The sequence below is a fragment of the Gordonia jinhuaensis genome, from assembly GCF_014639795.1.
GTDB lineage: Bacteria > Actinomycetota > Actinomycetes > Mycobacteriales > Mycobacteriaceae > Gordonia_B > Gordonia_B jinhuaensis.
Genome location: NZ_BMGC01000019.1, coordinates 1 through 19,393 on the forward strand (window position 1 = coordinate 1; position 19,393 = coordinate 19,393).

Genomic DNA, 19,393 nt, shown 5'->3' on the forward strand with positions numbered 1-19,393 from the left:
CAACGGCTGGAACGACCGCAAACACCCCTTCGTATGGACAAAAACCGCAGACGAAATCCTGAAGAAAGCTCAACCCAAAACGTATTAACGAAACGAGACACTAGATTGGCCGACGGCTTCTCGAAACGGCTGCGGGAACCCATGTCACGTCGTCATATCCCGCTGGGAGCGACCGAGGTTTGGCCAGTCGACGCTATGTAGGGTGTTGGACCGTGGTGGGGGCAAAGTCGTGGACGTCAGTTACTGGTGTGGTACTCGCTGTCGCGTTGCTGGTGGGAGGATGTTCTTCCAGCTCTGGCGGCACCGGGTCGGCCGACGGCACCTCGGGCACCGCGTCGAAGTCTCTGTCCGAGGACGACCCGCTGAACACGACGTCGACAAAGGACATGTCGACAGTGACGGCGACGGTCGACGGCGCGTTGTCGCCGTACTTCCACTCGCTGCCCGATATGTGCAAGCGGATCCCGGATAGTGCGGTAGCGGCCGCTGGTTTCGATGTCAATCTCGGTCGGCAACCTCTCCAGTACAAGGAGGCGTCGAGCATCGTGCAATCGTGTTCATTCAATGCCGCAGACCCGGACAATGGCGACCTCATTCTGACTGGAGGCGCTGGAATAGCGGTGACAAATATCAATGACCTCCTGAATCAAGGGATTATCCACGTGGTTCAAAAGAACATCCCAATCGGCCCTCACCAGGGATATACGTACACAAGCCCGGCGCAGGGGCAACTTGAGTGCCATCTCGCCTACGGGACATTTTTCGGGACTGCCCTGTTCGGTGCCGCACAGAAGCGTCCGAGCACGTCGCAACCATGCGACGAGGTAACGAAGGTCGCTCGCGCGCTTTATCCCTATATTCCAACCCGCCCCTCGGAAATGGCACACTCGTGAGCCAAAGTGGGGATGAAGTAACTTTCTTACCGACACCGCAGCACTAGTGATTGGTCTTTGTGTATGACGTCGGATTCAACCACACTTTCAGAGGTATCAGTGAAATGCAACAAAGATCAGAGATGCCGTGCGCGCAGCTGGAAAAGCCACTCAGGAGGCTGAAGGCAACAACTCCATCAACCTCGACAATGTCAAACGCAAAGGATACTCTACCGAGCCCGATTTGAGCTTCGGTGATTTCTGCACTATCCTGAACTGCTCAGGTAATGACAACATTCTCAGTAATGGCGGAACAATGGGACGACTGCCATCCGAATCTCCATGACCGCTGAACGCCGACATCAGCTCACGACCCCGCCACACATCAGCCCCACACGTGCCCCACGGCACAGTACTTCTCGGCCGGAGATGCCCGCCACTTTGCTGGATAGGTAAGGCTTGCCTGTGCTGATGTTGTCGCGTGACAACATTCGCATCGGGGCGGACACTTCGATCCGCCCAGAAGTTCATTCTCGCACTCGCCGCCGGACTGGTCGGGCTAGTCGTGACCCTCACTGCCGGAGCTATCGCCGACGACGCTATTGCCGCCGCGGCACCCGCTCCAACGGCGACCCAACTCAACAACAGTCTGGGAACCGTGCTCAACCCACGCAGCAGCGACGCCCAGCGGGCTGCTGAGCTTCAGGGCGGGTATTCCCTTGCGCCACTGGCGAAGACCGCGGCAGGCACTTACAGCTACTGGCACGCCAAGGCGGGCTGGTCGTTCCGCGTGACAGGCCCCGTGCGGGTGTCCGGCAACACGGCAACCGCTAACCTCGTCACGTCGCTGCCCGGCTACCCAGATCAGGTACACGCTGCGAGCTGGATCTACGTCAACGGCAAGTGGCGGATCTCCAACTCCACCGTCTGCAATGTCGGTGCCTACTACCTCGGACAGAAGTGCCCGGCCTGATGCTGCGCATCTCGCACAAGCGGTCGGCATTCACCATTCTGCTTGTCGCGATACTCGGTGTGGTCGTCGGATGCTCCAGTCCCGACGGCCACACCGCCGCCGCAACACGCGCAATTTCCCTTGGTGGCAAGACAATCCACATCTCCGACACACCCAAACGCATTGTCGCGCTGGGTAGCCAGTGGGCAGACGTGTCGCTGTCGCTGGGCGTCACCCCGGTTGCCTACATCGACAACGTCAGAATGGCCTCCGGGCGCGAATCGCCCTGGTCAGGGCAGCGATTGGCGGGTGTCACCCGCATTGATCCGGCCGGTGACATCGTCTCCCAAGTGGCGGCCGCGCGACCAGATCTCATTCTCGCCACCGGATTCGGTGCCCGACCCGACATCCTCGACAAGCTCAACGCGCTCGCTCCGACAGTCACCACCGTCACGGGCGCGCAGGTGGATCCGTGGGACAAGATGGTCGCAGCACTGGGCACCGTACTCAACAGACAGCACAAGGCATCCGAGGTGATCCGCGACGTCAACGCCACTGTGGCAGAGGAAGCATCACAGAATCCAGCGCTGCGTCACTCCACATACGCACTGGCCTACATGTACTCCGCCGACCAGATCCAGGTGATGGCCGATCCCGCCGACGGCGCCGCACAGTTGATGAGTTCCTTCGGGCCCGCACTCTCACCGACACTGCTCAACGTGGCCAAAAGCCAAGGGCAGCCGCGTTTCCCGATCAGCACCGAGAACGTGCCCTACCTCGACTCCGACCTGCTGGTGATCGCATTCGAAACACCTGATCTGGCAACACAGTTCGAACGGCTACCGGGATACTCAACTCTTCCGTCCGTCCGCCACCACGCGGTCGCGCGGCTCACCGTTGCCGACATCACCGGGATCAACCTTCCCACGCCCCTGTCCATCCCCTACATCGTCAAACTCATCGATCCCGCACTGCGCCACACGGCACCGGGCACGCAGGTGAAGTGATCGAACAACCGCCCGCGCCAGTTGTGGATGCCCAGTCGGCTACCAGTGATGGTGGTGACGAATATGAGTGTGGTGGTAGCTGCTACCGGTGTACCCGTCGTCGTGATCGGTGACGTTCCACCAGACGATCCACGCCACGACTGCCACCGCGATGACAACGAAGACCGCCAGCAGGATTTTCTGTGCACGCGTCAGCCGTCCTCGGCGCGGCTGCTGCGGACCTCCGGCACCGCCCGGCACGTTGACAGCTTGGGTCCACTGCCGGCCGTCCCACCAGCGCTGACCACCACTCGACGAATACGGATCTGGATACCATCCCGGCGCGCTCACCGGACCAGCTTTCCATCACCGGGTATCACGCGCACACAGCCCCCTCACAACCACCCACGCTCGCGTGCGACCTGTGCAGCCTGCGCCCGCGTGTCGGTACCGGTCTTCCCCATCGCCGACGACAGGTAATTGCGCACGGTCCCCGGCGATAGGTGTACCTCACGGGCAATCGCGGCGACCGTCGCACCGTCGAGCGCCGCGCGAAGCACATCGGTCTCCCGCTCGGTGAGCGGACTGTCACCGGCGGTGAGGCTTTCGGTCGCCAACGTCGGATCGATCACGCGCAGACCGGCATGCACCCGCCGGACGGCGTCGGCGAGCTGGGAAGCCGGGGTGTCCTTCACCACGAATCCCGACGCGCCGGCGTCGACCGCCCGACGCAGATAGCCAGGCCGACCGAATGTGGTGACGATCAGTGATCGTGCGCCGGGTACGTCGCGGCGCAGCTCGGCGGCCGCCTCGATCCCGGTCATGCCGGGCATCTCGATGTCGAGCAGACATACGTCGGCGCGACTCTCCCGCGCCGCGTCGACCACCTCGTCGCCACGGCCCACCTGACTCACCACGACGATGTCGGGTTCGAGCTCGAGCAGCGCGGCCAGCGCACCGCGCACCAGAGCCTGATCGTCGGCGAGCAGCAATCGGATCTCACTCACCCGCAACACCCTTCGCATCGCTCATCCGGACTGTGACCCGCGTTCCGCCGTCTTCTGGTTCAGCCACGTCGAGCACACCACCGGCATCGGCGACCCGCGCGGCCAGCCCGCTGAGACCGTTGCCGAACACCGATCCGTTGATCCCTTTCCCGTTGTCGCTCACCGACAACGAACCCTCCTCGATCTCGACTCGACACCGTGTGGCGTCGCTGTGGCGCACCACGTTGGTCACGGCTTCACGCAGCACCCACGCCAACGTCGGATCACTGTCGCGAGCACTGTCGGGATCGGGCAACTCTGCGTCGATATCGGCCGCGCGCAACGCGGTTCGCGCCGAGGCTAGCTCGGTGCGCAGATCGGGTGAGCGCAGATTGCCCACGGTGGCGCGCACTTCGGCCAGGGCACGCCGGGAGATGTCGTTGATCTCGGTCATCTCGGCTTTGGCCCGCTCGGGGTCCCGATCGACCAGCCGCGCGGCGAGTTCGGATTTCAGGGTCAGCACCGTGAGCGAATGACCCAGGATGTCGTGGACGTCGCGGGCCACCCGCTCTCGCTCGGCCGCGACGGCCAGCTGCGACTTCAGTTCCCGCTGTTGTACTTGCGCCTTCTCCCTGGCGATCTCGCGAACCTGTGTGACCTTCACCATGAGCAGCGTCAACCCCGTGATGGCGACCGCGATGAGCAAACCGGTGTCCACCGACCAGCCTGGAACCCATTCGGGAATCACCACCATGCCCAGGAGCAGGAGGAAGACGATCGCCACACCGGCGGCCAGCGGCAGGGTGAATACCGCGATCGCGCAAACATAGGGCGCGAAGACGAAGAACTCCGACCCCAGTACCGGTATCGATGCCAGCGCGATGATCGCGAACACCGTCAGGGTCAGCCACACCGGGCCGCACGCGATCCGGCCCCCCATGATCGGCGTCAGCACATACACCGACGACACCACGTAGGCGGCCGCGAACAGCACCACCAGCGCGATGCCGTAGATCTTGGTGCCGAGCGAATGGTGCGACTGGGGGATGGCGACGAGCGGATAAGCCAGAAAGAACAACCACACGGCCGCGAAGGCCCAGCGTGTGTCGCGCCAGGCCTTCCAGCCGTGCGGTCGGGTGTGGACGTCCTCGCTCACGCTTGTGATTCTCTCACTGCCGGTCGGTGCTTCGACGGTAGAAATACGCGGCCGCGACGCTGAAGATGATCGCCCACACCACCATGTTGAGCAGCCCGACCCACAGCGGTGCGTATTCATGCTGCGACGACCAGCCGTTGGTGAGCGGATAGGTGGCCACTGCGTTCACGCCGTACATCGGGGTGAACTGGGAGAAGGTGAACATCGCCCCGGTCAGCGGCACGAACACGTTGCCCGCGAACGCCAACAGCGTCAGGATGCCGCCGGCGGCCTGCATCGCCGCCTCCGACCGAAACGCCGACCCGAGCGCCAACCCGAATGCGGCGAAGACCGCCGATCCCAGCCAACCGAGCACCACCGAACCGATCCAGATCCCCACCGGGGCCTTGGCGCCGGTGGCCACCCCCACCACGGACAGCAGGAGCAGCGGCAGCACTGCAACCGCCAGTGCCACAGCGGCTTTGGTAGTGATGTAACCCAGCGGGGAGAGCGGTGTGAGCCGCAGGGTCCGGGTCCACCCGGCCTGTTGTTCCAAAGCGACCGCAGCGGCATTGGTGGTGGTGACGATGATCGCGCCGTAGACAGCCATGTGGACCATCACGTAAGCGGCCACGTTCGCGTGCCCGATCATGTCCTTCGAATAACCCTGTGTGGACCCGAAAATGATGTACATCAGGGTCGGCAGCGCGACGCTGAAGATCATCGCGCGTCGATTGCGGGTCACCCGGCGGATGTCGGTGGCCACATAGGTGGGCGAGAATCCGCGCAACGGGCCCCTGGCGAACAGGCCGCGACGCGATTGTGTGGTGGTGGGGATGGCGACCATGGTCTCAGTTCCTCTCGAAAGCTTCGAAGGGCTCGGCCGAGTCGGAGGGGTCCGACGCGTCGGAGGTGAGGGCGACGAAGGCGTCCTCGAGGTTGTGCGCGGTGATCTCGAGATCCCGGGCACCGGTGTTGGCCAGCAGATAGCGAGCCAGCGCATCCGAATCTGCGCAGGTCAGATACGCGCGCCCACCCCGGCGGGTGATGTCGGTGAGCGTGGGCACCGCGACACGCACGGTGTCGAGGTCGGCGTCGTCGATGATCGCCGAGACGGTGCGACCCGACGCCTGGGCCCGGATGGAATCCGCTGAACCGTCGGCGACGACCTTGCCGTGAGCGATCATGACGATGCGGTCGGCGAAGTCGTCGGCTTCCTCGAGGTAGTGCGTCGCGAAGAGGACCGTGCGGCCCTGTCCGGCGTCGGCGCGCATCGCAGCCCAAAACGCGCGACGCGATTCGACGTCCATCCCGGCGGTCGGCTCGTCGAGGACGATCAGATCCGGGTCGGGCAGCAGCGCGAGGGCGAACTTGAGCCGTTGCTGTTCGCCGCCGGAGCATTTGGAGACCTTGCGGTCGGCGATCCCGGTGATGTTGGCCCGCGCCATCGCGTCGGCGACGTCGGGTATCTCGCGATCGGGTGCGCCGGAAGCGAAGATCGAGGCGACCACGCGGACCATCTCCTCCACGGTGTAGTCGGCGAGGAGTCCGCCGGTCTGGGTGACCGCGGCAACCCGCCCGGTCGATGCCGTTTCGGTCGCTGGTCGGCCGAAGACCTCGACGGATCCGCTGGTCGGCTCGCTCAGCCCCAGGATCATGTCGATGGTGGTGGTCTTGCCAGCGCCGTTGGGTCCGAGGAACGCAACCACTTCGCCGGCATCGATGGACAGGTCGATCCCGTCGACGGCGCGGACGGTGCTGCCGTGCTGCCCCTTGAACTCTTTGGACAACCCCGTTGCCCTGATCGCGGTGGTGTTCATGACAACAACTCTCACGCCTGGTATGGGCGTCTGCTGAGGGGAAATGTCATGTATCGCCCATGACAGATGTCATGGATCGCGGTGGTCGCTCAGTCGGCCGGGGCATCTGTGAATGGGGTGGCGGCGTCTGCGGTGTGGCGGTTGAGCACGAAGTCGACGAACTGCTTGGCGACACTGGGCAGCGGGCGTGTGGTCTGCCACACCAACCCGACCTCACGGGTGGGGCCGACGAGAGGGACCATCACGAGGTTCGGTTGGCGCGGAGAGTCCTCGATGGGAAGGATCCCGACGCCGAGTCCGGCACCGATCAGCCCTGCAACCGTTGCCAATTCGGTCGACTCGAAGGTGATGTTGGGTTCGAAGCCGGCCTGCGCGCACAGCTCGTCGAGGATCCTGCGCATACCGAAACCCTTGCGCATCACCACGAACGGCTCGTCGGCTGCCTCGGCGATACCGATCTGGGGACGTTCGGCGAAGCGGTGATCGGCTGGAACTGCCAGCGCCAGACGCTGGTCGATGATCGGTCGCCACGCCATGTCCGTGCGCATCGGTCGGGGCGCGACGATGGCGAGGTCGGCATCGCCGGCGTCGACGTGATCGACCACGGTCTCGGCCGCGTCCTGAAAGAGCGTGAAGCGCACGCCGGGGTTCTCCGCGCGGAACCGGCGGATGAGTTCGGGGACGAGTTCGACGCCGAAGGAATGCAGGAAGGCCAGGCGCAGACCGCCGCGCGCCGGTTCGCGCAACTCGTCGATCTCGCGTTTGGCCGCGTCGAGTTCGGCATTCGCACGCCGCGCACGGTCGAGATAGACCTGACCGTAGCGGGTGAGTTCGAGCCCGCGGCCGGTGCGCTCGAACAGCGCGACGCCCAGTTCACGTTCGAGTCGCGCAACCATCCGGGACAGCGTCGGCTGCGAGACGTGGACCTCGTCGGCCGCCGCGGTGAGGTTTCCCTGGTCGGCGACGGCGATGAACCAGCGGAGTTCGTCGAGCATGCAGACCACACTACCTGCTGTTATTCATATATGAATCGCTCAACCCAAGATACTTCATTTCACATGCGAAGTATCTGGTGGGAACGTAGATGGAGTGACAGCGACTCAAGACACCTCAGCTCAGGGCCAGTTGGCCGCCTACGAACGCCACCCTCTCGGCTCACCCGGGTACCGGCGGGCGACGGTGGCGCTGTTCGCGGCCGGCATGACGACGTTCATGGCGCTGTACTACGTGCAGGCGCTGCTGCCGCAGCTGTCCGACCACTTCGGGGTGTCGCCGGCGAACTCGGCCTTGGCGGTGTCGCTGACCACCGGTTTCCTCGCGGTGGCGATCATCCCCGCGAGTGTGCTGTCCGAACGTTACGGCCGTGTGCGGGTGATGGTCATCTCCGCGCTCGCGGCGTCGCGGATCGGCGTCTTCCTTCCGTGGTCGCCGTCTTTCGAGGTGTTGCTCGCCGGCCGCGCGCTGCAGGGTGTGCTCTGCGCCGGCGTCCCGGCGGTGGCGATGGCCTACCTCGCCGAGGAGATCGACGGTGCGTCGCTGGGAACGGCGATGGGCCGGTACGTGGCCGGCACCACGATCGGCGGTCTCACCGGACGTCTGGTGCCCGGCTTCGCCGCAGACGCGGTGTCGTGGCAGTGGGCGCTGGAGATCGCGTGCCTGGTGTCGCTCGGCTTCGCGCTGCTGTTCTGGAAGTTCGTTCCCGCGTCGCGATTCTTCTTCCCGCAACAGGTTTCGCCGCGCATCACGCTGCACAACCTGCTGACTCACCTGCGTAACCCTGGGCTGCGACCACTGTTCGTGCTGGCATTCGTGCTCATGGGCGGGTTCGTGACCGTGTACAACTACCTCGGATATCGCTTGCTGCGCAGCCCGTTCAATCTCAGCGAGGCCGCGGTCGCGACAGTGTTCTTCATGTACCTCGCCGGCACGTTCTCCTCCACCTACGCTGGTCGGCTCGCCGACCGGATCGGCCGGCAGCAGGTGCTCACCGTCGCAGTGGTGCTCATGCTGGGCGGCCTCGCGTTGACCGTGCCGGACTACCTGCCCACGCTGCTGGTCGGGATGCTGCTGTTCACCGCGGGCTTCTTCGCCGCGCATTCGGTTGCCAGCGGCTGGGTCTCGGCGCGCGCCAGCGATCATCGCGCCGAGGCGTCGTCGCTCTACCTGTTCAACTACTACCTGGGCAGCTCGGTGGTCGGCGCACTAGGTGGTCTGCCCTTCACCGCCTTCGGCTGGTCGGGCGTGGCGGTGTATGTCGGGGTGTTGGTGCTGATCGGGCTGGGACTGTCGTTCCGGTCGCGGGGCGCAGCCGTTCAGAAGTGACTTCCGGCGGGTCAGGTGGTGGCAAGTCAGGTGCGTGGCAAAAATCGTCCCCCTGAGCCGCGCCGAGGGCAATGTTCCCTCTGCGCCGCTGTCGGGGATGATTTTTGCCATGCACCCCAGCCTCGGCTGTCACTCAGCGCAGCGGGACCAACCGGATCCGGGCTGCCTCGAATGCCTACCGGTCCGTGGTGGTGACGGCCAACTGGAGCAGTAGCAGTGTGTCACCGGTCTGCGGGATCACGACGCTGTCGACGTTGGACGTGAGTGTGCCGTACGGCGACGCCAGTTCACCACCGAGTGGGAGCGAAACAGCTTGGTGATCATAATGTTTCAGCTCACTCGCGCGCCGGCTCCAGCCTGGCGTCGCCTCGGTCATCTCGGCGGCCATCCCCACCAACTCGACGGAAATCAGCCTTGCGTCGGCGAGTTCCCAGCCGATCAGCGTCGCGTGGGAGGCGAACGGAGGAACCTCGGACGTGGCGTCACCGCGTGCCTCAGAGGTTCTCACGGTGTCGACATCCACCCACGCCGGGCCGGGATTTCCCGTCACCGAGGCCATCACGGTCTGCCGCCACTCGCGGGGGATACCAGTGACTGTGAAGCCATACGCGAGTGGATTGTCGAGCACTCTCCAGCTGGCGGTGGGTGTACCGGCGAGATGGTCGATCAGATTCATCGGGTAACTCCCTGACTGGCATGAATGCGGATCACGCGTACAGGGGTTGTGGACGCATCTTGACCCAGTCACCGTCGCACCAGATCCGCGCGCGGCTGGGCACAAGGACTGCCCCGCCCACGAAGATCAGTGCGATGCCTGCAGGAATCAGCAAATACAGCCCGAAGGCAGCGAAAAGCACCGACGCGATCAGTCCAGCGACCACAAGGAAGACACCCTTGCCGGCGAGGTTCTTCTCGTTCGGATTGTCTCCGGCGAAGCGTGTCCAGACGAATGTCATCGATCTACTTTCTGTGGGAAACTCATGATTCGATGGAGATGCGGTGTGTGCCAATCGGACTCCGCAGTACCGCTAGGGTCGCGTCGTTGAACGCCGTCATCGACGGACGTCGATCGGGACCTCGACGCTCTTGCCGACCGCCGGCAGTGGATCGGGTGCAGGGGTCAAGAGCATCGCGCGAATCTGGTCGGGAGACGGCGTGATGCCCTCGCGCTGCCACGTCCGCAATTGAGCCAAGGTCGAGACGACGGTGTTGAAGTCCAGGTTGTAGGCACTCGTTCCGAATCGCAGATAGTCGAACATCCTGAGACGGTGCGGTTTCGGATTGTTTTTGAGGTGAACGGCTATCGCTCCGGCAGACCTACCGGGCGGATCGTAGCCGATGAAACTGTCTTCCCATTTCATGGGTTTACGCCCAGGCAGACGAACCTGCGACGCCGAGATGCGGACCGGACCACGCGTCATGAAGCTGCACAGTCCGAAGAACACGGCCAGCCCACCGGATAAGACCGAGGCGAACAGAATTCGAATATCGAGCACCCCGCTGATCGACATCTGGACAGCGGTTCCCATGAAGAACAATCCGAAACAACAAGTGAGCCAGGGGTAAACGTTCGCGTAGATGTGCTGCGGGTGAAGGACCACCTCGTCACCGACCACCGTCACCTTCGTCCGATTGCGCGCAACGAGCGGCACACCGAGCAACGGCAGTACAACGCCAACAACGCTCAACCAGTACAACTTCAAATAGACGAACACCGCGATGAGAAGCAGGCCCACACCAACCACACTCCAGGAAATGCGCGGCCCAGTATCGACCGGCGGATCCGCTGCGTAGCGTTGCCAAGCGAACGTGGTCACACGCACTTCGCTGCCCATCACCACAGCTCCTGGATCAATTTCGAGCCTGCGTACGCGGCAATGCCACCGACGGCCGCGCCGACGACTGCGCCCAGAGCAGTACCCGCTCCTGGGATGACGGATCCTAAGGCGGCCCCATCAGCCGCACCTTCACCGGCCTCAGCCAGTGCCGCGGCACCGGTCCCGACATCCGTCGCCGCTTCCCCAAGTGCGGCGTCGCTTGCAGCAGATGCTGCACTCTCGCCGGCTTCTGCGGCGTCTTCGACGCCAGTCCCCGCTTTGAACACCTGGACGGCCTTCGGCCAGAGCTTCTCCACTTCGGCTGCTGCAGGCTTCGACGCAGCGAATCCCGCCCGAACTCCGGTCGCCTCCCTCGTCGCGGCTTCAGCGAACGACTCGTGTTCGTGCATGTCGGCGAACACCATGGGCACGGCCATCACCGCACCCATCCCGACACCGATCTTGCTCGTCCCGAGATCAGAGATCTCCTCGAGCCACGGCAATACCTTGGCCTCCAGACCGGTCGGGGCCTCCCCCATCTCGGCGCGCCAGATGTCGGCGATGATGTCGGTTTTGGCGGCGGTCAGGGCTGCCGCCGACCCGAGGACGACGTCGGTCTCCGACGGCATCAACTTCACGTCGTCGAGTCCGGCCGCCTTGGCTATCGCTTCGGCCAGCGCCTTGTCTGCGCAGTCGGCTTGATCTTCCAAGGCCAGCAGGCTCTTCTCCAACGTCGTGAGTGCCTGCGCCTGGCGTTGCGCGGCCACTGCCTCGTCAGGCGTCAGCGGGCCGACGTAGGTCCTGATGGGCGTGATCGTGTCGGTGACCGGGTCGAAGGTGAATCCCTGGGAATCGCACGATTCGATGAAGTTCTTGAGGCTGGCCTTGACCCGCACCACTTCGATCTCGGCCGCCCGCGCCGCATCAGCGACGTCCTGAGCCTTCTTTCCGTGCAGTTCGAGGGCTTTCTTGGTCTTCTCGGTGGCTTCTGTCGCATCCTTGGCGGCGTCGCCGGTCCAGGACTCGAAGGCCGGCAAGTTCGACACCCTCAGCGCGGTCACAGACGCATGGTCGGCGATGTTCGACGAGATCCCGAACACTGCGGCGATATCGTCGGGATTCCATTTCTGGACCTCAGCCATCGAGATTCCCACCGCAGACCCACTCCTCACGACCACATTCGCGCAGACGACATCACCGCGCGCAATCGAGACTTTATGCCACATTATGGACAGAGACCACAGAGGACAGAATTGCGATCGGGAGACAGTGATGTCGGATTTCACCGTAGATCCACAGGATCTGCACATCTCCGGTCACCAGTGCGCAACGCTGCGCACTGAGAGCCACGAGGTGTTCACGCAGGGGCACGCGCGAATCGACGACGCCGTGGCATCGGGGTGGATCGGATCATCTGCGCAGGCAATGCAGGCGGCGCTCGAGGTCATGCGGGCATCTGGCGCGGAGATCATCGAGCGTCTCGACGATCACTCACGCAAGTTCATCGAATCGGCGACTGCCTACCAGCAACATGATCAGGCGGCGGCGAACTCCATAACAAATTCCGGCAAATCCTTTACTGATCCTGGGCCGTTGAATCTGGACTAGGCCAATTCGACCTGAAATCTGACCGCAACTGCGATTGCTCGCCCCAATTGCGGTGGATGCCCATTAAATTGCCGATCGAACAGAAGTAAAGACTTACCCGGTATTTCTCAGAGTCGGGTCAATCGCCGCAAGTGCGCTCGCACAGCACCACAGCGATGAGTGGCATGACCTCGGTCGGTCATGCCACTCATCGCACCGGTTGGCGCAGGACGGATCAGGCGGCTGCGCTTGTGGACGGCGTCGCTGAGCTTGTGGACGACGAAGCAGTGCCCGTGGAGGTCGACGAGCCGGCAGGTGACACTGTTCCGCTCGGCGTGGAGGGCTGAGCCGGCGAGATGTTCTCGCCCGAGGGTGTCGACGGCGTCGCCGGGGAAACCGTGCCGCCGGTCGGGATGGCCGGGTTGGCCGGGGAGACCGTTCCCGCAGGTGTGGACGGTTGTGCGGGCGAGATGTTCCCAGCGGTCGGCGTGGAAGGATGCGCCGGAGACACCGATCCACCGGGTGTCGAGGGATTCGCGGGGGACACATCGCCTGCCGACGACGGCTGTGACGATCCGCCGCCACTCGTCGACGACGATGTGCTGGTGGAGGGGGTGGTGGCCGCATGGCTCGTCCCGCTGTTACCGAGGAGCATCATGGCGACGCCCGCTGCGACGACCAACACCATGCCCGCGATCACGCCGATGACCAAGTCACGGTTACGCCTGGGCTTGCTGACGTCCTGGATGTGAGCGGCCGCGCCGGAGACACCGGCAGTCTGGTCGGAAGAGTTGCGGAGGGGCGTGTTGGCGGTCATGGCGGCGGTTCTCGATTCCCCGGTCTCCCGGAAGTGTTGTTTCCTTGAACAACACCGACTTTCGTCGCTTCGAGCGTCTTTCCCCATACGCCACCCGGCGGATTGGACGGATGACGTCTGACTCCACCGATCGGTGGACCCCACGGGCAACTCTGCCACCTTGGGCTCCCGTACCGGTCCCAAGCGAGAATGCGGACCCCTCAAATGAGGAGCCCGCATTCCTGTTGTGCCGTGCGCCGACTAGGACGATCCGAAGGTCGGGAACTCGACGCTGCCCAGGCCGCTGTCGCCACCCTTGACGGCGAAGTTGGTCGTGCAACCGTGGAACGTCACGTTGTCGACGTTCACCTTCGCGTCAGCGGTCCCACCGGGCTGGCTGGAGATCCCGTAGAGATCGACCGTTGCCGTCTTACCGTCGGAGTTGGCGGCGTCGATGAGCTGGTCGAGGGTGCCGTTCTGATACTTCTTGATGGCTCCCAGATCGCGGGTCGCCCACCACTGGCTCGACGTGCTCGCATCGGCAAGGGTCGCGCCGACGGGGGCATCCCACACCAGAGTGGCGAAACCGCTCGCCGTGCCGGTGTCCGCACCGGTGACGCGGATCTGCCAGGCTGCCGCACCGGCCGACTTCTCGAAAGTGAGGCTCGCGTCCTTGAGAGCCGAGAGCGGCAAACTGCCCGCCGAATGATAAGACGCCTGACGCGGCATGGATGCCGAGGTGGCGAACTCCAGCGAACCGTCGGCGTCCTTGACGTTGGTGGCGGTGATCTTGCCCGCCTGACCCTGCTCGTCACTCACGCTGTTGCCCCACCCGTTCGGGTTGGTCGGCGTGGCGATCTTCGCGCAGTTCGTTTCCGAAACGGGCGCGGCCGACGCCGTGGCCGGCATCGCCAGGGTTGCGGCTCCCACCATGGCTCCGAGAGCCACTACGCAACTGATCGTGCGTTTCATATTTTGTTCGTCCCTCTGTCTAGCGCTTCATCCCCCGACGTCGTCGATGACAACGCCCGAAAGCTAGCAGTCCGAACAATCCATAGGTAAATCTTTCCAAAAGTTAAACCGATCGGATTACAACACGCTCAGACGCCGATCGTTGCGCCGGTCAGCGGCGGATGCGCGGCGAGCGCCTCGTTCTCGGCGGCGGTGAACGCGCGTGAGCGCGACAGGAACCGGACGCCTTCGGGTGCCTCGAGACTGAATCCGGCGCCGCGACCGGGCACGACGTCGAGGATCAGCTGCGTGTGCTTCCAGAGCTCGAACTGGTCGCCGTTGATCCACACCCGGACCGTGGGCAGTGGATCCGCAAGTGAAATCTCGCCGACCAGCACGTCGCGCTGACCGACGCGGTATTCGTCGACCGGGTAGCACATCGGCGCCGACCCATCGCAGCATCCGCCGGACTGGTGGATCATGAGGCCGCCGTGGAGCTCCGACAGCTTGGTCAGAAGCTCCACCGCGGAGTCGGTGGCGACCACGCGCGGCGGCTCGGTCGAAGCCTGTGGGGTGCTGCGTTCTTCGCCGGTCATGACATTCGCCTCCATGATGTGATCTGAACCACAGACTAGTCGCGCGCGGTCGCGTTTGCTCGCGGTGTGGGCGTGTGGGGGGCGGGGCCAGATGCAACCAGTTCTCGCGGACGCACCCATTGCAAAGGTTGCGTAGGCGAAAACTGGTTGCGCGGACACAAACGCAACCAGTTCCGCGGGACGCGCCACAAACGCAACCAGTTCCGACAAGCCGCACCGCGCCAACCAACCCGCACCGCGCCTCACCGCGCCGACAACATCCGCCGCGCGACCAGCTCGGCCGCGCGGCGGTGTTGTCGAGTCCGGGTGTCACCGCAATCGTGCTACCCAGGGCAGGGACTCGAGATCAGAAGAAGCCCTTGGCGTTCTGCGCGTAGCCCACGAGCAGGTTCTTCGTCTGCTGGTAGTGCTCGAGCATCATCAGGTGGGTCTCGCGACCGATACCCGACTGCTTGTAGCCGCCGAAGGCGGCGTGGGCCGGGTAGTCGTGGTAGGTGTTCGTCCACACACGTCCGGCCTGGATCTCCCGACCAGCTCGGTAGGCAGTGGCCGCGTCGCGGGTCCACACGCCGGCGCCGAGACCGTAGAGGGTGTCGTTGGCGATGTGGATCGCGTCGGCGTAGTCGGTGAACGTCGCCACCGACAGCACCGGTCCGAAGATCTCCTCCTGGAAGATGCGCATGTCGTTGCGTCCGGCGAACACGGTCGGCTTGATGTAGTAGCCGCCGGACAAGTCGCCACCCAGATCGGCTGCCTCGCCGCCGGTGAGCACCGTGGCACCCTCGTCCTTGCCGATCGACAGGTACGACCGGATCTTCTCGAACTGGTCGTTGGAGGCCTGCGCACCCATCATCGTCTCGGTGTCGAGCGGGTTGCCCTGCTTGATCTTCTCGACACGGTCGACCGCGCGGTCGATGAACTTGTCGTACATGTCGCCCTGGATGAGCGCGCGGCTCGGGCAGGTGCACACCTCACCCTGATTCAGCGCGAACATCGTGAAACCTTCGAGCGCACGGTCGAGGAAGCCGTCGTCGGAGGCCATCACATCGTTGAAGAAGATGTTGGGGCTCTTGCCGCCGAGCTCGAGGGTGACCGGGATCAGGTTCTCCGAGGCGTACTGCATGATCAGTCGGCCGGTGGTGGTCTCACCGGTGAAGGCGATCTTGCGGATGCGGTTGGACGAGGCGAGCGGCTTGCCCGCCTCGACGCCGAAACCGTTGACCACGTTCAGAACACCGGCAGGCAGCAGGTCGCTGATCAGACTGATCAGGTACATGATCGAGGCCGGCGTCTGCTCGGCGGGCTTGAGTACCACGGCGTTTCCGGCGGCAAGCGCCGGAGCCAGCTTCCACACGGCCATCAGGATCGGGAAGTTCCAGGGGATGATCTGGCCGACCACACCGAGGGGCTCATGGAAGTGGTAGGCCACGGTGTCCTCGTCGATCTCGGAGATCGACCCCTCCTGGGCGCGCAGCGCGCCGGCGAAGTAGCGGAAGTGGTCGATCGCCAGCGGGATGTCGGCGGCCAGGGTCTCACGGACGGCCTTGCCGTTGTCCCAACTCTCGGCGACGGCCAGCTTCTCGAGGTTGGCCTCCATGCGATCGGCGATACGCAGCAGGGTCAGCGAACGCTCGGCGGCCGGGGTCTTACCCCACATCGGCGCGGCCTTGTGTGCGGCGTCGAGTGCCAGATCGATGTCTTCCGACGTCGACCTGGCGACCTCACAGAACACCTTGCCGTTGATCGGCGACGGGTTCTCGAAGTACTGCCCCTTGACCGGCGGCGTCCAGGCTCCGCCGATCCAGTTCTCGTACCGGGTGTCGTAGTTCATCACGGCGCCGTCGGTACCGGGATTCGCGTAGACAGTCATAGCGGTGTCTCCTCGTTGCAACTTGTATCGCATGCCACTCAGACATGCTTCTGTGATCTGCTGCACACGTTAGGAGCGTCCTGGTTGCAACAACGTTGCAACGGACAATCCGACCGACCTCCACAGATGCCGAGCAACGGGCTTCGCGACGACGTCCGCGCATGTCCATCAGCCAGATGACTCGACTTCCCCACCGTCAGCCGCTCGCTTAGTCTCGTACCCCGTGATGAAATCCGGTTTGCGCATTGTGGTCGCAGTGGTGGCCGTGATCGTCGCCGGGCTCATCCTCATCTCCCCGGTCTTCTTCACCGGCTCGGGAGATCGGACGGTCGAGGCTGATTCGCGCATCGACGATCTACGCACGTCGATGACGATCGACGACCACGGAACCCTGCACGCCACCGAGACAGCGGTGGTCGAGTCGCGGGTGGAACGTCACGGCATCTTCCGGTACTGGGATGTCAGCGACGCGGCGAATCCCCACGTGCGCTACATCCCTCGCGATGTCACGATCACTCGCGACGGCCAGTCCATCCCGGTGAAGATGAGCTGGGAGCAGGGGCGGAGCCTTCGGCTCGCCAAGGCCGGCGACCCGGACAAGACCATCCCGCCGGGTCGCTACACCTATGTACTCACCTACGAGGTCCCCGGCGTGCTGGGATCCTCGGGAGATCCGGGCAGTTCGCGATTCCTGTGGCGCGTGGTCGCCAACGGCTGGCAACTCCCGATCGGTCAGACCGAGTCCACCGTGACCTTCCCCGCCGCTGTGTCGAATGCGGCTTGCGAGTCCGACAGCGGCCTCACATGCTCGGCCAGTGTCACCGGGCAGAACCGCGTGACCGTCAGCACCGGCTCGCTGCCGGCCTGGACCGGGGTGAGCCTGCGCGCCGACACCGCCATCCGTCCACCCGACCGCGACACTCTGCCGTGGTCGGCGAAGTGGGATCAGGTCCTCGGGCGTTCGGTCTGGCAGCTGGTGGCAGTCGCGATCGTGACCGTTGCCGCGGCCGCGGCAGCGCTGATCTTCTTCCGCAAGAGCCGCGAGGAGGATCCCGGCGCACCGGTCATGTACGAACCGCCACTGGATCCGTCGACGCCCGGCCGGCTGATGAGCCCCGAGCAGACCTACTTCATCGAATACGAGGAGATCAGCGACCACGCCCTGCAGTCCACGCTGTTCTACCTCGCCGAACGCAAACTCGTGCTGATCCAGTGGCATGACAACTCCGCCTTCACCGTGCTCGGCGGCAACGACATGAATGCGTGGAATGCGCTCGACCCGATCTCGGCGGCACTCGCGCGTGCGATCGGCGTCTACGGCGGCGGACGCTTCGACGCCGACCGGTCTGAGCGCGCGGGCAAGACGTTCAAGAATGCGCAGTCCGAGATGCGCAAGGCCGCCGGCGAGTGGGGTGCCACCAGCCACACCGTGGTCCGATCCCCCGGTGAGGCCACCGCACGTCTGGCGGCGATCCTGTGCTGGCCGTTCGTGATCTTCGTAGGCTTGTTCACCGCGACCGGCAACCTCAACTCCTTCGTGCCCTACACCTTTGCGCTACTGCCCTTCTATGGATATGCCGTCGCCGGTCTGCCACTGATCGGATCGAATGCCCAGACCCGGCGAGTGGGGGTGGGCCGTGAAGCGTGGGCCCGCGCCGCCGGATTCGAGCGCATGCTGTCCACCGACTCGGCCAAGGACCGCTTCGACTTCTCCTCCCGGGCAGAACTGTTCACCGAGTACATCCCGTATGCGATCGCCTTCGACTGTGCCGACAAGTGGGCCCGGAAGTTCCGTAACGCCACCGGCCGTGACGCTGTCACACCGCTGTGGCTGGGCACCGGCGGCCTCTGGGGCGTGCAGGGCGTGGGCGCGATGAATGCCATGTCGACGAGCATCTCGGCCTCGCTGTCGGCGTACTCGACATCGCGATCGAGATCGTCATCAGGCGGATTCGGCGGTGGCGGTGGCGGCGGTGGCGGTGGCGGCACCTGGTGAGCACACCGACCCTCAGACGTCGAAACGCACCCCACCGACGTCGAACGCACAGTCACACGTATCCGCACCGCGGACCTGAGAAAGGAAGAGCCCCATGGGCATAGTCATCACAGTGATCGTCGTGGTGGTGGTCATCGCATTGATCGCCTTCGTGATCGCCGGCTACAACAAGCTCAAACGCGCCGACATCCGCGCCCAGGAGGGGCTCGGCGGCATCGACGTTCAGCTCACCCGCCGTGCCGACCTCATCCCGAACCTGGTGAACACCGTGAGCGGATACGCGACCCACGAGCGCGCCGTCTTCGACGAGGTGACCGCCGCGCGCGCCAACGCCGCACACGCCGCACAGTCGGGCACCATCGATCAGAAGGCGCAGGCAGACCAGCGGCTCAACCGCGCGGTGGCCAATGTCCTGGCCGTCGCCGAGAACTACCCCGACCTCAAGGCGTCGGCGAATTTCGCTGCGCTGCAGAATGAGCTGAGCGACACCGAGAACAAGCTCTCATTCGCCCGGCAGTACTACAACGACACCGTCGCGCGTCTCAACCAGCTGGTGCAGACCATCCCGTGGATGTTCTTCGCGGGCATGGCGGGTGTGCGGACCCGCGAGTTCTACCGCGCGCAGGAGGGACAGCAGCAACCCCCGCAGGTTCGCTTCTGAATCGCCGCACAGGCGACGGACGAGCGCGCTGTGGTCAGACATGACC

The 19,393-nt window shown here is 64.3% G+C and carries 21 protein-coding genes; 8 read left to right on the top strand and 13 right to left on the bottom strand.

The features are described from left to right. Positions 1-212 precede the first annotated feature (212 nt). From IEW22_RS12835 to IEW22_RS12845, 3 genes are all read left to right on the top strand, one after another. Entirely contained in the window at positions 213-893 is a 681-nt protein-coding gene (locus tag IEW22_RS12835) for a DUF3558 family protein (protein WP_188587011.1), read from the top strand. 460 nt (positions 894-1,353) lie between these two features. Then, the gene (locus tag IEW22_RS12840; RefSeq protein ID WP_188587012.1) at positions 1,354-1,845 is read left to right on the top strand and encodes a hypothetical protein; all 492 of its coding nucleotides are present in this window, start codon (positions 1,354-1,356) and stop codon (positions 1,843-1,845) included. Beyond that, on the top strand, positions 1,845-2,831 hold the full coding sequence (locus IEW22_RS12845) for an ABC transporter substrate-binding protein (protein WP_188587013.1): 987 nt from the start codon (positions 1,845-1,847) through the stop codon (positions 2,829-2,831). The genes IEW22_RS12840 and IEW22_RS12845 overlap by 1 nt, the downstream gene beginning before the upstream one ends. A gap of 39 nt (positions 2,832-2,870) precedes the next feature. On the opposite strand, the gene IEW22_RS12850 is transcribed toward IEW22_RS12845, so the two are convergent. The 6 genes from IEW22_RS12850 to IEW22_RS12875 all read right to left on the bottom strand — a co-directional run bounded on the left by IEW22_RS12850 (position 2,871) and on the right by IEW22_RS12875 (position 7,746). Next, positions 2,871-3,161 (bottom strand): DUF2510 domain-containing protein, encoded by a 291-nt coding sequence (locus tag IEW22_RS12850; protein ID WP_188587014.1) that lies wholly within the window; start codon positions 3,159-3,161, stop codon positions 2,871-2,873. A 44-nt stretch (positions 3,162-3,205) separates the two neighbouring features. After that, positions 3,206-3,817, bottom strand: coding sequence for a response regulator transcription factor (locus IEW22_RS12855; protein ID WP_229742601.1), 612 nt, complete (start codon positions 3,815-3,817; stop codon positions 3,206-3,208). Next, positions 3,810-4,952 carry a sensor histidine kinase gene (locus tag IEW22_RS12860; protein WP_229742602.1) on the bottom strand — a complete coding sequence of 381 codons (1,143 nt, stop codon included), beginning with the start codon at positions 4,950-4,952 and terminating at the stop codon, positions 3,810-3,812. The genes IEW22_RS12855 and IEW22_RS12860 overlap by 8 nt, the downstream gene beginning before the upstream one ends. A gap of 13 nt (positions 4,953-4,965) precedes the next feature. Continuing rightward, on the bottom strand, positions 4,966-5,778 hold the full coding sequence (locus IEW22_RS12865) for an ABC transporter permease (RefSeq protein ID WP_188587017.1): 813 nt from the start codon (positions 5,776-5,778) through the stop codon (positions 4,966-4,968). Between the two features lie 4 nt (positions 5,779-5,782). Then, positions 5,783-6,751 carry an ABC transporter ATP-binding protein gene (locus tag IEW22_RS12870; RefSeq protein WP_188587018.1) on the bottom strand — a complete coding sequence of 323 codons (969 nt, stop codon included), beginning with the start codon at positions 6,749-6,751 and terminating at the stop codon, positions 5,783-5,785. A gap of 89 nt (positions 6,752-6,840) precedes the next feature. Next, on the bottom strand, positions 6,841-7,746 hold the full coding sequence (locus IEW22_RS12875; RefSeq protein ID WP_188587019.1) for a LysR family transcriptional regulator: 906 nt from the start codon (positions 7,744-7,746) through the stop codon (positions 6,841-6,843). A 94-nt stretch (positions 7,747-7,840) separates the two neighbouring features. Here IEW22_RS12875 and IEW22_RS12880 point away from each other — a divergent pair, with 94 nt between their 5' ends. After that, positions 7,841-9,073 (top strand): MFS transporter, encoded by a 1,233-nt coding sequence (locus IEW22_RS12880; protein WP_373284184.1) that lies wholly within the window; start codon positions 7,841-7,843, stop codon positions 9,071-9,073. Positions 9,074-9,248: 175 nt separating this feature from the next. Here IEW22_RS12880 and IEW22_RS12885 read toward each other — a convergent pair whose 3' ends face one another. From IEW22_RS12885 to IEW22_RS12900, 4 genes are all read right to left on the bottom strand, one after another. Then, positions 9,249-9,749 (bottom strand): hypothetical protein, encoded by a 501-nt coding sequence (locus IEW22_RS12885; protein ID WP_188587020.1) that lies wholly within the window; start codon positions 9,747-9,749, stop codon positions 9,249-9,251. Between the two features lie 31 nt (positions 9,750-9,780). Then, positions 9,781-10,029: a hypothetical protein gene (locus IEW22_RS12890; protein ID WP_188587021.1), complete on the bottom strand. Its 249-nt coding sequence runs from the start codon at positions 10,027-10,029 to the stop codon at positions 9,781-9,783. 96 nt (positions 10,030-10,125) lie between these two features. Continuing rightward, the gene (locus tag IEW22_RS12895; RefSeq protein ID WP_188587022.1) at positions 10,126-10,908 is read right to left on the bottom strand and encodes a hypothetical protein; all 783 of its coding nucleotides are present in this window, start codon (positions 10,906-10,908) and stop codon (positions 10,126-10,128) included. Continuing rightward, a complete protein-coding gene (locus tag IEW22_RS12900; RefSeq protein ID WP_229742603.1) occupies positions 10,908-12,176 on the bottom strand; it encodes a hypothetical protein in 1,269 nt (422 codons plus the stop codon). The genes IEW22_RS12895 and IEW22_RS12900 overlap by 1 nt, the downstream gene beginning before the upstream one ends. Between IEW22_RS12900 and IEW22_RS12905 the strand changes: the two genes are divergently transcribed. Both IEW22_RS12905 and IEW22_RS12910 read left to right on the top strand, forming a co-directional pair. Continuing rightward, positions 12,163-12,498 (top strand): WXG100 family type VII secretion target, encoded by a 336-nt coding sequence (locus IEW22_RS12905; protein WP_188587023.1) that lies wholly within the window; start codon positions 12,163-12,165, stop codon positions 12,496-12,498. The two genes, IEW22_RS12900 and IEW22_RS12905, sit on opposite strands and share 14 nt — an antisense overlap. Positions 12,499-12,833: 335 nt before the next feature. Further along, a complete protein-coding gene (locus IEW22_RS12910; RefSeq protein WP_188587024.1) occupies positions 12,834-13,229 on the top strand; it encodes a hypothetical protein in 396 nt (131 codons plus the stop codon). Positions 13,230-13,534: 305 nt separating this feature from the next. Here IEW22_RS12910 and IEW22_RS12915 read toward each other — a convergent pair whose 3' ends face one another. The 3 genes from IEW22_RS12915 to adh form a co-directional block, all read right to left on the bottom strand. Beyond that, a complete protein-coding gene (locus IEW22_RS12915; RefSeq protein WP_308421395.1) occupies positions 13,535-14,206 on the bottom strand; it encodes a hypothetical protein in 672 nt (223 codons plus the stop codon). Positions 14,207-14,373: 167 nt separating this feature from the next. Then, a complete protein-coding gene (locus IEW22_RS12920) occupies positions 14,374-14,820 on the bottom strand; it encodes a DUF779 domain-containing protein (protein WP_188587026.1) in 447 nt (148 codons plus the stop codon). Between the two features lie 346 nt (positions 14,821-15,166). After that, positions 15,167-16,690, bottom strand: a complete 1,524-nt coding sequence (gene adh, locus IEW22_RS12925) for an aldehyde dehydrogenase (RefSeq protein WP_188587027.1) — start codon at positions 16,688-16,690, stop codon at positions 15,167-15,169. Between the two features lie 226 nt (positions 16,691-16,916). On the opposite strand from adh, the gene IEW22_RS12930 reads away from it, so the two are divergent. Together IEW22_RS12930 and IEW22_RS12935 are read left to right on the top strand one after the other, a co-directional pair. After that, the gene (locus IEW22_RS12930; protein ID WP_229742616.1) at positions 16,917-18,686 is read left to right on the top strand and encodes a DUF2207 domain-containing protein; all 1,770 of its coding nucleotides are present in this window, start codon (positions 16,917-16,919) and stop codon (positions 18,684-18,686) included. A 94-nt stretch (positions 18,687-18,780) separates the two neighbouring features. Continuing rightward, positions 18,781-19,347, top strand: coding sequence for a LemA family protein (locus IEW22_RS12935; protein WP_188587029.1), 567 nt, complete (start codon positions 18,781-18,783; stop codon positions 19,345-19,347). Positions 19,348-19,393 lie beyond the last annotated feature (46 nt).

What these genes read in the sequence shown, in the direction of transcription:
- IEW22_RS12845 (WP_188587013.1), top strand. Translation starts at nt 1,845, where the DNA reads ATGCTGCGCATCTCGCACAAGCGGTCGGCATTCACCATTCTGCTTGTC.
- IEW22_RS12865 (WP_188587017.1), bottom strand. Translation starts at nt 5,778, where the DNA reads ATGGTCGCCATCCCCACCACCACACAATCGCGTCGCGGCCTGTTCGCC.
- IEW22_RS12870 (WP_188587018.1), bottom strand. Translation starts at nt 6,751, where the DNA reads ATGAACACCACCGCGATCAGGGCAACGGGGTTGTCCAAAGAGTTCAAG.
- IEW22_RS12875 (WP_188587019.1), bottom strand. Translation starts at nt 7,746, where the DNA reads ATGCTCGACGAACTCCGCTGGTTCATCGCCGTCGCCGACCAGGGAAAC.
- IEW22_RS12885 (WP_188587020.1), bottom strand. Translation starts at nt 9,749, where the DNA reads ATGAATCTGATCGACCATCTCGCCGGTACACCCACCGCCAGCTGGAGA.
- IEW22_RS12890 (WP_188587021.1), bottom strand. Translation starts at nt 10,029, where the DNA reads ATGACATTCGTCTGGACACGCTTCGCCGGAGACAATCCGAACGAGAAG.
- IEW22_RS12895 (WP_188587022.1), bottom strand. Translation starts at nt 10,908, where the DNA reads ATGGGCAGCGAAGTGCGTGTGACCACGTTCGCTTGGCAACGCTACGCA.
- IEW22_RS12905 (WP_188587023.1), top strand. Translation starts at nt 12,163, where the DNA reads ATGTCGGATTTCACCGTAGATCCACAGGATCTGCACATCTCCGGTCAC.
- IEW22_RS12910 (WP_188587024.1), top strand. Translation starts at nt 12,834, where the DNA reads ATGTTCTCGCCCGAGGGTGTCGACGGCGTCGCCGGGGAAACCGTGCCG.
- IEW22_RS12915 (WP_308421395.1), bottom strand. Translation starts at nt 14,206, where the DNA reads ATGGTGGGAGCCGCAACCCTGGCGATGCCGGCCACGGCGTCGGCCGCG.
- IEW22_RS12920 (WP_188587026.1), bottom strand. Translation starts at nt 14,820, where the DNA reads ATGACCGGCGAAGAACGCAGCACCCCACAGGCTTCGACCGAGCCGCCG.
- adh (WP_188587027.1), bottom strand. Translation starts at nt 16,690, where the DNA reads ATGACTGTCTACGCGAATCCCGGTACCGACGGCGCCGTGATGAACTAC.
- IEW22_RS12930 (WP_229742616.1), top strand. Translation starts at nt 16,917, where the DNA reads ATGAAATCCGGTTTGCGCATTGTGGTCGCAGTGGTGGCCGTGATCGTC.
- IEW22_RS12935 (WP_188587029.1), top strand. Translation starts at nt 18,781, where the DNA reads ATGGGCATAGTCATCACAGTGATCGTCGTGGTGGTGGTCATCGCATTG.